This window comes from Moorena sp. SIO3I8 (assembly GCF_010692325.1).
Lineage (GTDB): Bacteria > Cyanobacteriota > Cyanobacteriia > Cyanobacteriales > Coleofasciculaceae > Moorena.
This window is the reverse complement of the sequence record NZ_JAAHHW010000034.1, coordinates 1-15048: the sequence shown is the minus strand read 5'-3', so window position 1 is coordinate 15048 and position 15048 is coordinate 1. Positions and strand designations below refer to the sequence as shown.

Genomic DNA, 15048 nt, shown 5'->3' with positions numbered 1-15048 from the left:
GACGGGAATGGTTGCTAATCCGGACTTTGTAACTGACTCTGCTCTTGAACAAGCCCCAGAATTGCAGGAATTGGAAAGTCCTGAAGGCGAACTATACCTGCGGTTTTATCTGCGATCTGGTGATGAATTTGCTCTGCCGGCTACTGGTATCAAAGAGGTAATTGACCCCTGCCCTGAACAAATTACTCCTATTCCTAATGCTTCCCCTTTATTGTTGGGGACTTTCAATCGACGTGGACGGGTAATTTGGGTCTCAGATCTAGGTCAGTTTCTGGGGGATAAAACGGTTTTAAATACAGACCGTATGGAAATCCCTGTTATTGTTATTGAAGATCAAGACACTATGCTGGGGTTGGCAGTTCAAGAAATTGTCTGTACAGACTGGCTGGATGTGGAAAAGTTACATATGCCTACCAATGTTGCCGATAGTATGGCTCCTTTCTTACGCGGTGAGTGGTTGCTAGAGATTGAGTCTAATCAAGTTCTGCGACTACTTGATCATGTGGCGATTATACGCTCAGCCAGGTGGGCAGCCTAAAACTAATTATTAAAAATTGAACATTAAAAATTAGTTGGATTAATTATTATTGGCTCTACCGAAATTGCTGTGTAAAAATGTTATGAAATAATTATTATAATCATCATGTGGCGGGAGTTTCAGTTTTTAATAGAATGATTTTTTATAAAAAAAACGTCCAATCAGACCTAGTCGGCAATAAGCGCGGTTTTATACACACTATGTCCGGTAGAGCCTTATTATTAAACATTAAATGAATTTTTAATGCTTCGGGAGGAGGTAAATGGCATCCAGTATAAATTACCCCCAGCTGTATGGGGAAGCCGAAAAAGCCTATATGCAGGGCAAATACCAAGAAGCGGCAACAATTGTTGATCGTTTGATTGAGGATTTCCCTAATGAACCCAGTGCGCTGCTACTGCGGGGTCATATTTACTGCTATGGTCTACAGCAGTACGATGTGGCTCGCCAACAGTATGAATCAGTACTCAATCTGACCTCTGAGCCAGATTTTGTGAATTATGCCAACAACGGTCTAGAGTACGCCCAGCAATCTACAAATGGTCATCAGGAGGCTGGGTTATCACCTGATGATGATGTCAATACATCACAGGTAAAACTAGATGATACTGAGGAGTTGAGTGCAGAACCCACAGCAGGAAATTGGCAAGACTTCGCTGATTTTAATGATATCAGTGAATTTGACCCGGAAAGCTTAAGTTTGGATAACACAGGGGTTGATGATTTTGCTTCAGAATCAACCTCACCCTTTAACGATTATTTTCAAGATTCCACTAGTGATGAAGGAGCCATAGAGTTACAGTCTGCTTCTAATCTAGACCCTTTTAGTATGGTCAGTGACTTAGAAGAAGACAGTGAGGATTTAGAGAGTTGGGAAATTGCCTCTGAGGATTTAGAACTCGATGTTAATGCTGTCAGTAGTCAGACTTCTTACAATGGCACAGAAGGACACTTTCCTGAACTCTCTCAAGAGGAGGGTCTACAAACATTTATGGTGTCTCCGGAGGTGAATTTAGACGAAGATCACTCTTTAGGTTCAGAACAGTTAACTAGTGAATCGAGCACAGTTGAGTTTAACATCCTGGGTGAAGAAGAATTAGAATCTCTGCCGGATTACGAGTTTAGCGATCTTGAGGAGCAATCAAAGAATTCCTTTGTTGAAGCCGCAACCCTGTTAATGAATTCAGAAGAGCTTGAGGGGCATTTTTACCCGACTCCAAGTTCTTATCCTACCCCTCCCAGCGAGCAGCCTTTGGAACCTGAGAAACCAACTTCTGGGGATACTCAAGCCTATGCTGACAATCAAGAGGACTTAGAATATCTCAATGATGAGGCGGCTGACTCTACTGAACCCTATTTAGGGGGAAACTATCGCTCGGATGAGCAACTTTTGGACTCAGCTTACGATCACAATGGGTTCAACTCTCCAAGCCCAGACCAAATTAATTTGGAATCCTTTGATGATGATTCTTGGACAATGGATGATGTAACGGAATCAGAAGAGGAAATATTGTCAGGAATTGAAGCACATCAAGGGGTAAAAGAGGGGTTTTTAGATGAGTTTGACCTATTTGATGATGATTTAGATTCAATCCCTGATTTCTCTGTTGATGATCAGCAAGCACTGTCCAATCAGAGTGATGACAATAGTGGTTTTGATGTATTAAGCACTACTGGCTCAACACTGGGAAGTACTGGGTCAATGGAGATGAACACCAGTGGTATTAGTGCTGTAGCCAGTCATGATTATCCGTCAGCCACTGGGAATGAGGAGCTATTTAGCCTTAGTAGTGCCACCGAGCCAATCCCAATTTATAATCCCACTAAAGACATTGACAAAGAGCTGGTTGTTAGTATTGACCAAGGTCCACTAGCTGCCATAGAAAACGCTCCTGTCAACCAGAAGAATTGGATGACTGCCTTGATTACTGGCGCGGTCTCAATGGTGGTGGTAGCGGCGGTTAGTGCTGGAGCACAATACATGGTTCGAGATGAGCCATCCTTCAAAAACCACCTGCGAAATACTAGTATTATAATGACCCTAGCCGCTGGTGTTGCCAGTTTTGGTACTACTCTGGCTGTGGGTAATATTACAGCTAGGCAGATTAGACGTAGTACCGAAAACCTGAAAACCCAGTTTGAAGGAGTCTCTCAGGGTAATCTCAATGCCCATGCTACGGTTTATTACCAGGACGAATTGGGTCAGCTAGCCCATAGTTTCAACCAAATGGCTAGAGTCATCTTGACAACGATGACTGAAGCACAACGAAAGGCAGAAGAGCAAGAACAGGCAAAAGAAGACCTCCAACGCCAGGTAATTCGATTGCTTGATGATGTGGAAGGGGCAGCACGAGGGGATTTAACGGTACAAGCAGAGGTAACTGCTGATGTTTTGGGGGCAGTTGCTGATTCCTTCAACCTGACCATTCAAAACCTACGGGAAATTGTACAACAAGTCAAGCAGGCAGTCCGTCAGGTGACCAAATCTTCCACCGATAGTGAGTCCTTTGCCCGTTGCTTGTCTTCTGATGCTTTACGGCAAGCTGAGGAACTGGCGGTGACCCTGAACTCTGTACAGGTGATGACCGATGCTATTCAGCGGGTGGCAGAGAGTGCACGAGAAGCTGAGGAAGTTGCTCGCTCAGCCTCGGCTACTGCTCTCAAAGGTGGTGAGGCTGTGGAGCGCACTGTGGCAGGAATTTTGCAAATTCGTGAAACTGTAGCAGAAACGACTCGTAAAGTCAAGCGTTTGGCCGAATCTTCCCAGGAAATAGGTAAAATTGTTACATCGATTTCTACCATTGCCTCCCGAACGAATTTGTTAGCGCTCAATGCTAGTATTGAGGCGGCAAGAGCTGGAGAAGCTGGTCGAGGCTTTGCTGTTGTTGCCGATGAGGTACGACAGCTCGCTGATAAGTCAGCCAAGGCACTCAAGGATATTGAACATATTGTGTTGCAAATCCAGAGTGAAACCGGTTTAGTTATGACAGCTATGGAAGAAGGCACCCAACAGGTGATTGAAGGTACTAAACGAGCAGAACAAGCCAAGCAATCCCTAGAAGATATTGTGCAAGTGGCAAACCGGATCGATGCTTTAGTACGTGCCATCACTGCGGATACTATCGAGCAAACTGAAACATCCCGTGCTGTTGCCCAAGTGATGCAATCCGTTGAGTTAACCGCTCAAGAAACCTCCCAAGAAGCCCAAAGGGTTTCTGGAGCTTTGCAAAACCTGGTCGGTGTGGCGGGAGAGTTGCGGACATTTGTTGAGCGTTTCCGTGTGGAAGCGAATGATGGGAAATGATTGATTAATGGCTAAAACTTCCAGCCTCGGGTTATGGAGTCAGCGTTTACTGGCTGCGATTTTCTTAGCTGGGCAAGTGATACTTCATCTACTAACTGGGAAGATTCACCGCCGCAATACTATCGAGCAAATGGTAACTGTTGGACCAGAGTCTCTGATAATTGCTCTGCTCACTGCTACTGTAATCGGTATGGTGTTTACCATTCAGGTAACACGAGAGTTCATTAATTTTGGTGCCACCAATGCCATTGGGGGAGTCTTGGCTCTAGCTTTGGCTAGGGAATTGGCTCCGGTGTTGACTGCTGTGGTTTTAGCAGGACGAGTTGGTTCGGCATTTGCTGCTGAAATTGGTACGATGCGCGTTTCAGAGCAAATTGATGCTTTGTATATGCTCAAGACTGACCCAATTGATTACTTAGTGATTCCTCGGGTTATTGCTTGTTGTCTGATGCTGCCAGTGTTGACCATTCTCGCCATTGTGACTGGTATGGTAGGAGGATTGGTGCTGGCTCAAAATCTTTATGGTATTCCCCAGTCTTTGTTTCTTGATTCGGCTCGTAACTTCTTAGGAATTTGGGACTTGTTCTCTGCTGCTATTAAATCTGTAGTGTTTGGGCTGTTGATTGCTGTGATTGGTTGTAGCTGGGGGTTAACCACGACAGGAGGGGCTAAAGGTGTCGGTCAATCTACCACCACTGCTGTGGTTACTGCTTTGCTAGCAATTTTTATTATCAACTTTTTCTTATCATGGTTGATGTTCCAAGGGATGGGTAGTGCGGTGATCAGCTAAATAGCTTGATGATGAGTTAACTTAAAATATATCAATCGACCGCTACAGGAAGGGTGACTCTTTTTCCTTTCGGAAACTTCCCATAGCTCCACTTAACTCTATTGTCCACACTTTTCAGTTATACAACTTCACTAATGTCCCAGTCGTATTTTGATACCGAAAGCAAAACTCACAAATCGTTTGAATTACCTGGTGCTAAACCCCAATACAATCCTGACCGCCCAGGACAAGTGGAGCATATTTTCCTGGATTTAACTCTGGATATCCCCCTCCAAAGCGTTAGCGGTACCTGCACTATCACCCTCAACCCAATACGCGGCATTAAACAGCTAGTAATTGATGCGGTCAACTTGACTATCGCTTCAGTGCAGGTTGACCAAATCCCCCAACCCTTTGACTATGATGGGGAACAACTAAAGATTCAGCTACTTAACCCGGTTGTTGTTGGAAAAGCGATTAAGATTGCGATCGCATACAGTGTAGACAACCCCCAGCGGGGTATTTACTTCATTCATCCAAACCAACACTACCCCAACAAACCCACCCAAGTTTGGACCCAAGGAGAAGATGAAGACTCTCGCTACTGGTTCCCTTGTTTCGATTATCCTGGTCAACTTGCTACCTCCGAAATCCGCGTTAGAGTGCCAAAACCCCTGATTGCTATCTCCAACGGGGAACTAATTGCTACAGAAGAAGACGGGGATGAAACCATATACCACTGGCGGCAACAGGAAGTTCATCCCACTTACCTGATGACTCTAGCAGTAGCCGACTTTGCGGAAATTCGGGATGAATGGCAGGGCAAACCAGTCAACTACTACGTCGAGAAGGGGCGAGAGCAGGATGCTCGCCGCAGCATGGGCAAAACCCCTGGAATGATAGAGTTCTTGAGTGAAACCTTTGGCTATCCCTACCCCTATCCGAAATACGCCCAAGTCTGTGTAGAAGACTTCATCTTTGGTGGTATGGAAAACACCTCCACCACTCTGTTAACAGACCGTTGCTTGCTTGATGAACGAGCAGCTATCGATAACCAACGGACTGAAAGCCTTGTGGTTCACGAACTTGCTCATCAGTGGTTTGGGGACTTAGTGGTGATTAAACACTGGTCCCATGCCTGGCTTAAGGAAGGCATGGCATCCTACACAGAAGTGTTTTGGACCGAACATGAGTATGGTAAAGATGATGCTGCCTACTACCTACTCAATGAAGCACGTAGCTATATCTCAGAAGATAGTTCTCGTTACCGCCGCCCCATGGTGACCCATGTCTATCGAGAAGCTATGGAACTCTACGATAGGCACCTTTATGAAAAAGGTGCTTGCGTCTATCATATGATTCGGGCAGAGTTAGGGGAAGACTTGTTCTGGAAAGCCATCCAAACCTTTGTTAAAGATAATGCTCACAAAACCGTAGAAACCATTGACCTGCTAAGGGCGATTGAAAAAGCTACCGGTCGTAATCTGTTATTCCTATTTGACCAGTACGTCTTCCGGGGGGGTCATCCTGAATACAAAGTTGCCTATTCCTGGGATGGGGATAGCCAGTTGGCTAAAGTTACAGTAACCCAAACTCAGGCAAAAGATAGTAACACGGGTAGCGATAGTGAGCTATTTGACCTCAAAATCCCGATTGCCTTTGGTTACACCCAGCTCGAAGACGATTCTCCTGTGGAAACGTCTAATGAAACGTGCCTACAGACATTTACGGTCAGGGTTCATGAACGGGAACAAAGTTTCTATTTCCCACTGGGGAAAAAACCTAACTTGATTAGTTTCGACCACGGGAATAATTACCTGAAAACCGTTTCCCTAGAATACCCCATAGCCGAGCTCAAAGCCCAGCTGAAATTTGACCCAGACCCCATCTCCCGTATCTATGCAGGGAAAGCCTTGGCGAAAAAGGGAGGATTAGAAGCAGTAAAAGCATTGTCTGATGCCCTAAAGAGTGAATCATTCTGGGGTGTTCGTTTAGAAGTAGCCAAACAATTAGCTAAGGTAAAACTAGATCAAGCCGAAGCCGCCTTAATTGCTGGCTTGTCCGATCAAAATCTCCGTGTGCGTCGTGCCGTTGTGCAAGCCTTGGGTGAAGTGAAGACTCCAGAAAGCTACAATGCTCTCAAGCAATTACTAGAAAAAGGGGATGCCAGCTACTACGTAGAAGCCTCAGCAGCTAGGTCACTTGGGGGAATGGTTTCGGCAAGCCTTAAGGATAGGGAAGATGAAGTAATCCAATTGCTGACAAAAGTACTCCAAGAACGGAGTGGTTGGAATGAAGTAGTACGTAGCGGTGCCATTGGTGGCTTAAGTCAAATTAAATCCTCACCCATTGCCCTAGACGTAATTTTAGAATATACCACTCCTGGCATACCTCAACCCCTTCGTCTAGCAGCGATTCGAGCTTTAGGAGACATTTCTAAAGGTCAGACTCCCAATAAAATAGAGTCGATCCTGGAGCAATTAGAAGAACTGTCCCGTGAAACCTTCTATTTGACTCAAGTCACCATAGTTGGGGCTCTAGGAAAAATGGAAACCCCGAAAGCTATGGATATTTTGCGATCGCTTTTAGAGAATACGCCTGATGGGCGAATTCGTCGGATTGCAGAAGAAGCCATTCAGAAAGTCCAGAAAAACATTGGCTCTGACAAAGCCCTTAAACAGCTACGGGACGAACTTGACAAACTGAAAAAAGATAATCAGGAACTCAAAAGCCGCCTCGAAAACCTGGAAGCCAAATCTAATTAAGTATGAAGTCTTTCTTTTACAGCTTCTAATTAAATTTCGTAAGCATTCAGCTCTCAGCTTTCAGCTCTCAGCTCTCAGCTCTCAGCCATTCGCGTAGCGTGGCCAACGGCCAAGGCTAAGGCTGACGGCTGACGGCTGACGGCTGAATGCTTACAATTTATACTTAAATTTCTACAGTGAACACTGACCCCGATGGTTGATTATTTTCTACGAATATTCTACCACCATGGGCTTCAACTGCCATTTTACAGAATGTTAATCCCAGACCAGTTTGATAAATTCCAGTCATTAAATTTCCCACATCGTACTTATCAAAAATACGTTTTCGCAATTCTTCATTAATCCCAGGTCCAGAATCAGCAATGCGAATTATAGCTTTGGTTTCCCGATCTACTGGATAATCTACTTGCAGTATAACTTTACTTTGTGAAGGAGAAAATTTGATGGCATTTGAGAGTAAGTTATCTAAGACACGGCGGATTAAATTAGCATCAATTAAAAGAGTCTTACTGGATTCTGGTAGATCGCTAACTAGCTGAATGTTTTTCTCGTGAGCAATGGCTTGGAAATCTAAGACTACCTCTTGTTCGAGTGCATTGATATCCACCAAGTCTCGATTAAGGGTAAGTTTTCCCGATTGTAACTTCGCCATCATCAATAAGTTATCCGTCATTGAGCGCAGCTGGAGAGCTAATTTCAAGATTTGTTCAGTCTTTCTTTGCTGTTTTTTTTGAAGTTCAGTTTGCTGCCAAATATCAAAATATATCATAATATTAGCCAAAGGATGTCTCAAATCATGCACGATCATATGACACATAAGTAGTCGGACAAAAGTAAAATTAACTGTTGAAATAGGGAGCAGGGACTGAGGCCGTGGGCCACGCGGGGCGCGTTCGGAGCTGGGAGCAGAGGGGCTTTTGGCAACTTTACAGAAGTTAATACAGCGATGCAGCTTCGGAACAGGGGGTTTCCCCCACTCGCGCTTTGCATCAAGAAGTGAGGTTTATTTTTGTCCAGGTACTTAGTGCCGATTTGGTTCGGGCAATCACGGAAACAGCATAGTGTAGATAAATCAACGTCGATAAATCAACGTCGATAAATCAACAGATTGCCCATGCTGCTTCGCTACGATACCAGCGGAATCGATATGACACCATTGTTGCTTTGTTGATTTAGCCCCGTCATGGAGGATTCTGCTGAAGTTTTAATTTAAAGACTGTCGGTGATAACACGCAAATCAGAGCTGAAATCCGAAGCTAGAGCCTCGGTTAATGTAATAATGGAAGTTGACAATTTTACCGATATATGCATCAAGAGGTGGGACCCGTGGGGAATTTAATTCTTAATGGGTCAAGCGCACCTAGAAAAAATCTATGACACAGGACTAGTAAACCTTGGCAGAAATTTGTGACCAGTTCCTCTGAAGATGACCAGATCAGGGAATGAGGGGATGAGGGGGTGATTTTGACTGGTCAGTTATTTTGAGCGTAATCTACTCAATTGACCATAATTGACTATCGGAAGTTCAGGAAATGGGCAAGTTTCTGGTGTAGGTTTCTATGGGACTCTCAATTGTCCTGGTAGCAAAACCTGCCCTAAACCTTCGATTGGACTTAAACTGAGATCTTGCACCATTGTCATTAATCGTAGGGTGGGCAGTGCCTACCAAAGTGGTTTGCAAGCTTCATTATCTGTCTGATGCACTGCCCACCCTACATGAACTATTGGACTTAAACACCGAATTATAGTATATGTACAAGTGTATACTTATTTAATAAAACGCAAAAGATAGATAAAAAACTATAAATTTCTTAGAGAGGCCTATACTCAGCGTGAGTCAGCATCAACTTGTATCTCCTGAACAGCGGTCTAATGAACCCCAAAGGTACTATGATCCACAAGCGATCGCCCGCTACTATCGTTCCAGACCTTGGGTAGTGATTTGGCGTTGCCTGAGGATTGTCTGGGGTTTCGCTAGCTTTGTTTTTAGTATTAAGTTAGACCAATGGCGCAACCGGACTGAGCAGAATAAGTTAAAACGAGCGACACAGCTGCGGGAACTTCTGACTAACCTCGGTCCAACCTTTATTAAAGTCGGACAAGCTCTTTCCACCCGCCCTGACTTGATTCGGCAAGATTTTTTAGATGAACTGATCAAACTACAAGACCAGCTGCCTCCCTTTGACAATGCGATCGCATTGTCCATAATCGAGCAAGAGTTAGGGCGCTCCATCCAAAAACTCTTTAGCCAAATTTCCCCAAGACCTGTAGCAGCCGCTAGTCTTGGTCAAGTCTATCGGGCTAAACTTCACACCGGTGAAGAGGTCGCGGTTAAGGTACAACGTCCTAACTTACGCCCTATCCTCACCCTAGATCTTTATTTGATGCGGTGGGCAGCTAGCTGGATTGCCCCCTGGTTACCACTCAATCTCGGTCATGACCTAACTTTGATTGTAGATGAATTTGGTACTAAGCTCTTTGAGGAAATTAATTATCTCAATGAAGGTCGCAATGCCGAACGATTTGCTCTAAACTTCCAAGACGACCCCACTGTGAAGGTTCCAGCAATATACTGGCGCTACAGCAGTATCCGTGTCCTCACCCTAGAGTGGATTGATGGGTTCAAGTTAACCGATACAGAACGTATTGAAGCCTTAGGACTAGACACCGCAAGCTTGATTAAAACCGGTGTCACCTCTGGTTTGCGTCAGTTGTTAGAGCATGGCTTTTTCCATGCTGATCCTCATCCAGGTAACTTATTTGCCCTTCCGGATGGACGCATGGGCTATATTGACTTTGGTATGATGGATCAGTTAGATCAAGACACCAAAGAAACCATTGTCAGCTGTGTCGTTGATCTAATTAATAAAGATTATCAATCATTAGCCCAGGCTTTTGTTAAATTAGGTTTCTTAGCACCCAACACAGATATCCAGCCGATTATCCCAGCCTTAGAAGCTGTGTTGGGAGAAGCAATTGGTGAAAGTGTCGGGGATTTCAACTTCAAGACGATCACAGATCAGTTCTCAGAGTTGATGTACGATTATCCTTTCCGGGTACCAGCCAAGTTTTCCTTAATTATCCGTTCTCTGGTCACTCAGGAAGGACTGGCACTGAGCTTAGATCGGAATTTCAAAATTGTCGAGGTTTCCTACCCCTATGTAGCTCAGCGTCTGCTTACCGGTGAAACCCCACAAATGCGGCGGCGTTTGATTGAGGTGTTGTTCAAAGACGGTAAATTCCAGTGGGAACGACTGGAAAATATGATTGCGATCGCTCGCTCTGATCAGAACTTTGATTTGCTACCAACCGCTCAACTTGGTTTGCAGTATCTCTTGTCTGAGGAAGGTCAGTTTCTGCGACGTGAACTGTTGTTAGCGTTAACCGAAGATGACCAACTCCATGGAGCAGAAATTCAGAGTCTGTGGAACTTAGTCAAAGATGATTTACCACCAGAACGTTTATTCAATGTAGCTTTGAATGCACTAAGTACTATTTCCAGTGATGGGATTGGGGCTATTTTACCCAAAGCTCCTGCTGTGAGTAGCAAATAGTATGTCAGACCAACTCCTAGTCAAAGCCTAGGCAATTCCCGGCAATTCCCGGAAATCGCCAACTAGGATGCAGACTGAGAATTAATTTTCTACGTTGGTTTGGTCATGACACCCAAGAGTAACCTCCAGCTCTTGGCTCTGTCGCTAATCATTAAGGTGAAGGCAAAAAGTGTGATTAGCAAAACACAAGCCATTCCAACATTGTCGTTCGCGTAGCGGGACGAAGTCCGGAACACTTTACCAAATTGAGATGCACTAATCATGCAGAATTATGTATTTGTCATTGACGCAAGCAAACAACCATTAAACCCCATTCACCCAAAGAAAGCTCGCCGACTGCTTGATATTGGCAAAGCTGCGGTTTTTAGAATGTATCCATTTACGATCATCCTTAAGACTGCGATCAATAATCCAACTATCTCACCTTGTAAAATTAAAATAGATCCGGGGAGTAAAACTACTGGGTTTGCCATAGTTCAAAACGACCAAGTCATCTGGGGAATGGAACTAGAACACAGAGGAGGATTAATCAAGAAAAAATTAGAGTATAGAAGAGCTGTAAGACACCGAAGGCGTAACCGTAACACCAGGTACAGGAAGCCCAGATTCCTTAACCGTAAGCGTCCAGAAGGATGGCTGCCTCCCAGTTTGGAGCACAGAATATTGACTACTGAGACTTGGGTTAAACGCTTGATTAAATTCTGTCCAGTCAACGAAATTTGGGTCGAAAGAGTCAAGTTTGATACCCAAAAGATGCAGAACCCTGAAATCAATGGTACTGAATACCAGCAAGGGGAACTAGCTGGCTACGAAGTCAGAGAGTATTTACTCGAAAAATGGGGAAGAAAATGCACTTATTGTGGCAAGCAAAATACCCCCCTACAGATTGAGCATATTCATCCAAAATCAAAAGGAGGAAGCAATAGAGTAAGTAATCTTTGTTTAGCCTGCGATAAATGCAATCAACGAAAAGGAAACAAGCCTGTAGAAGACTTCCTGAGAAAGAAACCAAGTCTGCTACAAAAAATAAAAACTAAGGCCAAACAACCATTATCAGATGCAGCAGCGGTAAATACGACTAGGAATAAGATCGTGAAAGTACTTAAAGGAATAAAACCTGTGGTTACTGGTACGGGTGCTCAGACTAAATACAACCGAATTAATTTCGGATTGCCTAAACAGCATTGGATTGATGCTGCTTGTGTTGGAGACGTTGAAGCTTTGGTATTGAAAACCTCTCAACCTCTACTAGTCACCTGTATTGGACCCGGAGGCAGGCAGAAAGCTGCACTCAATAAGTATGGCTACCCGATCAGGCACAATCCACTTAAACCTATTAAGGGCTGGATTACTGGGGACATTGCCAAACATCAGAAGTTGGGTATAGGTAAGGTAACCCCCAGAAGTAAGGGAAGTTTTGGATTTACTCCTCTAGGAGAGAAGGGTTATAAAAGCTGTAGACCTCAAGACATATCAGCGGTACACAGAAAAGATGGATATATCTACAGGTTCTGCCAGAGCCTACCAGGAACTGCCTGGAAATGATGCTCCTAGATTTTCCTGGCCTACAACGATATTCCTGATCATGACTACTTACTCCTGACTATTGACTACTTGTTGTTATTGTAATTAGCGCCGGTTCCCAAACGTTATAGCATTTGGTGGGTTACAGCCCGAAAAAAAATCAATGCTTCGCTTAACCCACCCTAGTAAATTAGAAAATTATAGTCACCACAACTACCGGATCGCATTCGCCGCTTTAGCAATCCGTGTCGGAATTGTGATAATTTCTGATACCATCTTCCCTACTCCCTGCTCCCTGCTCCCTGCTCCCTGTTCCCTATTCCCTATTCCCTATTCCCTATTCCCTATTCCCTATTCCCTATTCCCTTTGCTATCATTTTTTGTAATAATCTTCACAGGCACTAAAAGCATGAAGATTAGGAGTTATTTGTGTATAATTTTTGGCCAGACCCACCCTATTTTTTGTTAATTTTTGGTTTGTTTGCTGGGATTACCTGTGGGCTAGCTTTTGAAGCTACACTCAAAGAAAAAGTACAGGAATGGTATAAGACCAAATCCAGTGAAACCCTGGCTGAAATTAAAGGAATCCAGTTACTGTTCCCATTTGTGGGAATTGGTATTGGGATTTGCCTGTTTCTAGCCTCTGGGTTAGGAATTTTTGCCTTGCCCTATTGGTTGTGTTACTCAATTTCCATACCTATGACGTTGTTTATTAGTGGGCTAGTTTGGTCACAACTCGGTAACGTATTGATTCAGTTAGAGCGAGGTGGTTCCAAAGCTCTAGATTTAGATTCGTGGGAATAACTATAAACTGACTAATTTGTCATTAGTGATTGGGAGTTTTTTCCCATACTATCGGTCAGCTACTAGTGGGTAATCGGTAATCGGTAATCGGTAATCGGTAATTTGCCTTTTGCCCATTACCTACTCCCTACTCCCTACTCCCTACTCCCTACTCCCTAAAACTTAATAATCCTCATATTTACTATCCATTAAAAAATCCATAGAATAATGTTTAACATTACTAATACAAGCAACAGTAAGCCATTTATGATTAAATCATGACGACTTTCGTTGAGCTTTTTACCTAAAATTATGCTCCCGTGCTCAAGAAAGTATTTTTTCATAAACCCTGGAACTTTTTCATAGTATGGCTTGTACTTGAGCAGATTAATGATTAGCTGTATTAAGCCATAGGTAGTCAGAATAAATACGGTAATTCGGTATAAGGAATAGAGGTTAATCATGTCTGACTTAGGATATATTTGACCAAAATAGCGAGAATGGCTGCTGCAATGCTGCCGATTAAACTGATTCTGACAATCCGATTGTACTTGCGGACTTCTATCTCCGCTATCTTTTCTGCCTGTCTTTCCATATAATTTTCTAGTTCCTGAGCTAGGGTGGAAACTACGGCAATGATCAAGGCTGCATCATCGGCTAATCCAACTACGGGAATTACGTCTGGTACGGCATCAAAGGGGGATATTAAATAGATTAAGGCTGCGATCGCTAACGCTTTTCCCTTCCAAGCCGCATTAGGATCCCGGACCATTTTAGCTAAAGCTTGAATTTTCGGCCAAATTTCTTTAATTGCTCCCCGGTTCATCCGTTCTAAGTTCTTGTCAATTTTTTGGATGTCTTCTGGCTTGGTATTTTGGAGCAATTTGTGAAATATTTCTTTTATCCTCCCCCGGTTCATCTGATCCAGGCTCTGGTCAATTTTCTGGATGTCATTGGGGGAGATGTTTTTTTGTAATTTGTCCAGTAGTGTTCTAATCTTACCAGGGTTGCTTGGTGCTGAGTTTTCCGACCGTTGGGGGATGTCTTGTTCAGTGGTAGATTTTTGAAATTTGCTGAGTATCCCTCTAATCTTGCCTCTAATTTTGTCAGTATTGCTTGGTGCTGAGTTTTGGGACAGTTGGGGGATTTCTTGGTCAGTGGTAGATTTTTGAAATTTGCTGAGTATCCCTCTAATGTTACCTCTAACTTTGTCAGTATTGCTTGGTTCTGGATTGCTTACCGTTACTGAGGTGTCCTTAGGAGTTCCTGGTTTGGGTAATTTGCTCAGTAGTGACTGAATTCGCCCAGGGGGTTTTTGTTCTAAGGTCTGGTCGAGGGATTGGATATCCTCTGGTTTTTCCTCTGGTTTTTCCTGTTTTTGAAATCGCCGAAGTAGTCTTTCCCGTAAACCCATTACTATTAACCTTGTTATATCCGAGGATTTATCTGTTTTAGTTGTTATAGCAATTCTCTTTTCCATGAGGGACAAATGGATCCCCCTAAATCCCCCTTAAAAAGGGGGACTTTGAGCTTGATAAGCGTACCTCATAAATGCAATAAACACTATAACTAGTATAATGATATTTATGGTAAGCTTATTGCTAAATGGCTAGGGCGTGTCTTCAAACTCGGAGATACCCCATTATCCCCCTTAAAAAAGGGGGACGAGCGAGTATGGCTCCCCCTCGGAGATACCCCATTATCCCCCTTAAAAAAGGGGGACGAGCGAGTATGGCTCCCCCTCGGAGATACCCCATTATCCCCCTTAAAAAAGGGGGACGAGCGAGTATGGCTCCCCCTCGGAGATACCC

At 43.8% G+C, this 15048-nt stretch carries 11 protein-coding genes; 8 read left to right on the top strand and 3 right to left on the bottom strand.

All coding sequences use genetic code 11. From position 1 onward, the window contains the following. Positions 1–7: 7 nt before the first annotated feature. The 4 genes from F6K51_RS15410 (at position 8) to F6K51_RS15395 (ending at position 7376) form a co-directional block, all read left to right on the top strand. On the top strand, positions 8–538 hold the full coding sequence (locus tag F6K51_RS15410) for a chemotaxis protein CheW (RefSeq protein ID WP_293021525.1): 531 nt from the start codon (positions 8–10) through the stop codon (positions 536–538). A 262-nt stretch (positions 539–800) separates the two neighbouring features. Further along, on the top strand, positions 801–3842 hold the full coding sequence (locus tag F6K51_RS15405; RefSeq protein ID WP_293021523.1) for a methyl-accepting chemotaxis protein: 3042 nt from the start codon (positions 801–803) through the stop codon (positions 3840–3842). A gap of 7 nt (positions 3843–3849) precedes the next feature. Next, a complete protein-coding gene (locus tag F6K51_RS15400; protein ID WP_293021521.1) occupies positions 3850–4632 on the top strand; it encodes an MlaE family lipid ABC transporter permease subunit in 783 nt (260 codons plus the stop codon). A 134-nt stretch (positions 4633–4766) separates the two neighbouring features. Further along, on the top strand, positions 4767–7376 hold the full coding sequence (locus F6K51_RS15395) for a M1 family metallopeptidase (protein WP_293021519.1): 2610 nt from the start codon (positions 4767–4769) through the stop codon (positions 7374–7376). 163 nt (positions 7377–7539) lie between these two features. Here the strand turns inward: F6K51_RS15395 and F6K51_RS15390 are convergent, their stop codons facing one another. Next, entirely contained in the window at positions 7540–8184 is a 645-nt protein-coding gene (locus F6K51_RS15390) for a HAMP domain-containing sensor histidine kinase (protein WP_293021578.1), read from the bottom strand. Positions 8185–9208: 1024 nt separating this feature from the next. Between F6K51_RS15390 and F6K51_RS15385 the strand changes: the two genes are divergently transcribed. Then, positions 9209–10930 carry an AarF/ABC1/UbiB kinase family protein gene (locus F6K51_RS15385; RefSeq protein ID WP_293021517.1) on the top strand — a complete coding sequence of 574 codons (1722 nt, stop codon included), beginning with the start codon at positions 9209–9211 and terminating at the stop codon, positions 10928–10930. An 89-nt stretch (positions 10931–11019) separates the two neighbouring features. On the opposite strand, the gene F6K51_RS15380 is transcribed toward F6K51_RS15385, so the two are convergent. Continuing rightward, entirely contained in the window at positions 11020–11193 is a 174-nt protein-coding gene (locus tag F6K51_RS15380; protein WP_293021515.1) for a hypothetical protein, read from the bottom strand. On the opposite strand from F6K51_RS15380, the gene iscB reads away from it, so the two are divergent. From iscB to F6K51_RS15365, 3 genes are all read left to right on the top strand, one after another. Further along, positions 11192–12475 (top strand): RNA-guided endonuclease IscB, encoded by a 1284-nt coding sequence (gene iscB, locus F6K51_RS15375; protein WP_293021513.1) that lies wholly within the window; start codon positions 11192–11194, stop codon positions 12473–12475. The two genes, F6K51_RS15380 and iscB, sit on opposite strands and share 2 nt — an antisense overlap. A gap of 142 nt (positions 12476–12617) precedes the next feature. Next, positions 12618–12923, top strand: a complete 306-nt coding sequence (locus F6K51_RS15370) for a hypothetical protein (RefSeq protein WP_293021511.1) — start codon at positions 12618–12620, stop codon at positions 12921–12923. Continuing rightward, positions 12884–13258 (top strand): hypothetical protein, encoded by a 375-nt coding sequence (locus F6K51_RS15365; RefSeq protein WP_293021510.1) that lies wholly within the window; start codon positions 12884–12886, stop codon positions 13256–13258. Before F6K51_RS15370 ends, F6K51_RS15365 begins: the two co-directional genes overlap by 40 nt. A 439-nt stretch (positions 13259–13697) precedes the next feature. Here the strand turns inward: F6K51_RS15365 and F6K51_RS15360 are convergent, their stop codons facing one another. Next, positions 13698–14651: a YkvA family protein gene (locus F6K51_RS15360; RefSeq protein WP_293021509.1), complete on the bottom strand. Its 954-nt coding sequence runs from the start codon at positions 14649–14651 to the stop codon at positions 13698–13700. Between the last annotated feature and the right edge of the window lie 397 nt (positions 14652–15048).

Bases quoted from the DNA above. Each gene is read 5' to 3' on its own strand.
- F6K51_RS15390 (WP_293021578.1), bottom strand. From the start codon at position 8,184: ATGATCGTGCATGATTTGAGACATCCTTTGGCTAATATTATGATATAT.
- F6K51_RS15410 (WP_293021525.1), top strand. From the start codon at position 8: ATGGTTGCTAATCCGGACTTTGTAACTGACTCTGCTCTTGAACAAGCC.
- F6K51_RS15370 (WP_293021511.1), top strand. From the start codon at position 12,618: ATGCTTCGCTTAACCCACCCTAGTAAATTAGAAAATTATAGTCACCAC.
- F6K51_RS15405 (WP_293021523.1), top strand. From the start codon at position 801: ATGGCATCCAGTATAAATTACCCCCAGCTGTATGGGGAAGCCGAAAAA.
- F6K51_RS15380 (WP_293021515.1), bottom strand. From the start codon at position 11,193: ATGATTAGTGCATCTCAATTTGGTAAAGTGTTCCGGACTTCGTCCCGC.
- F6K51_RS15400 (WP_293021521.1), top strand. From the start codon at position 3,850: ATGGCTAAAACTTCCAGCCTCGGGTTATGGAGTCAGCGTTTACTGGCT.
- iscB (WP_293021513.1), top strand. From the start codon at position 11,192: ATGCAGAATTATGTATTTGTCATTGACGCAAGCAAACAACCATTAAAC.
- F6K51_RS15395 (WP_293021519.1), top strand. From the start codon at position 4,767: ATGTCCCAGTCGTATTTTGATACCGAAAGCAAAACTCACAAATCGTTT.
- F6K51_RS15360 (WP_293021509.1), bottom strand. From the start codon at position 14,651: ATGGGTTTACGGGAAAGACTACTTCGGCGATTTCAAAAACAGGAAAAA.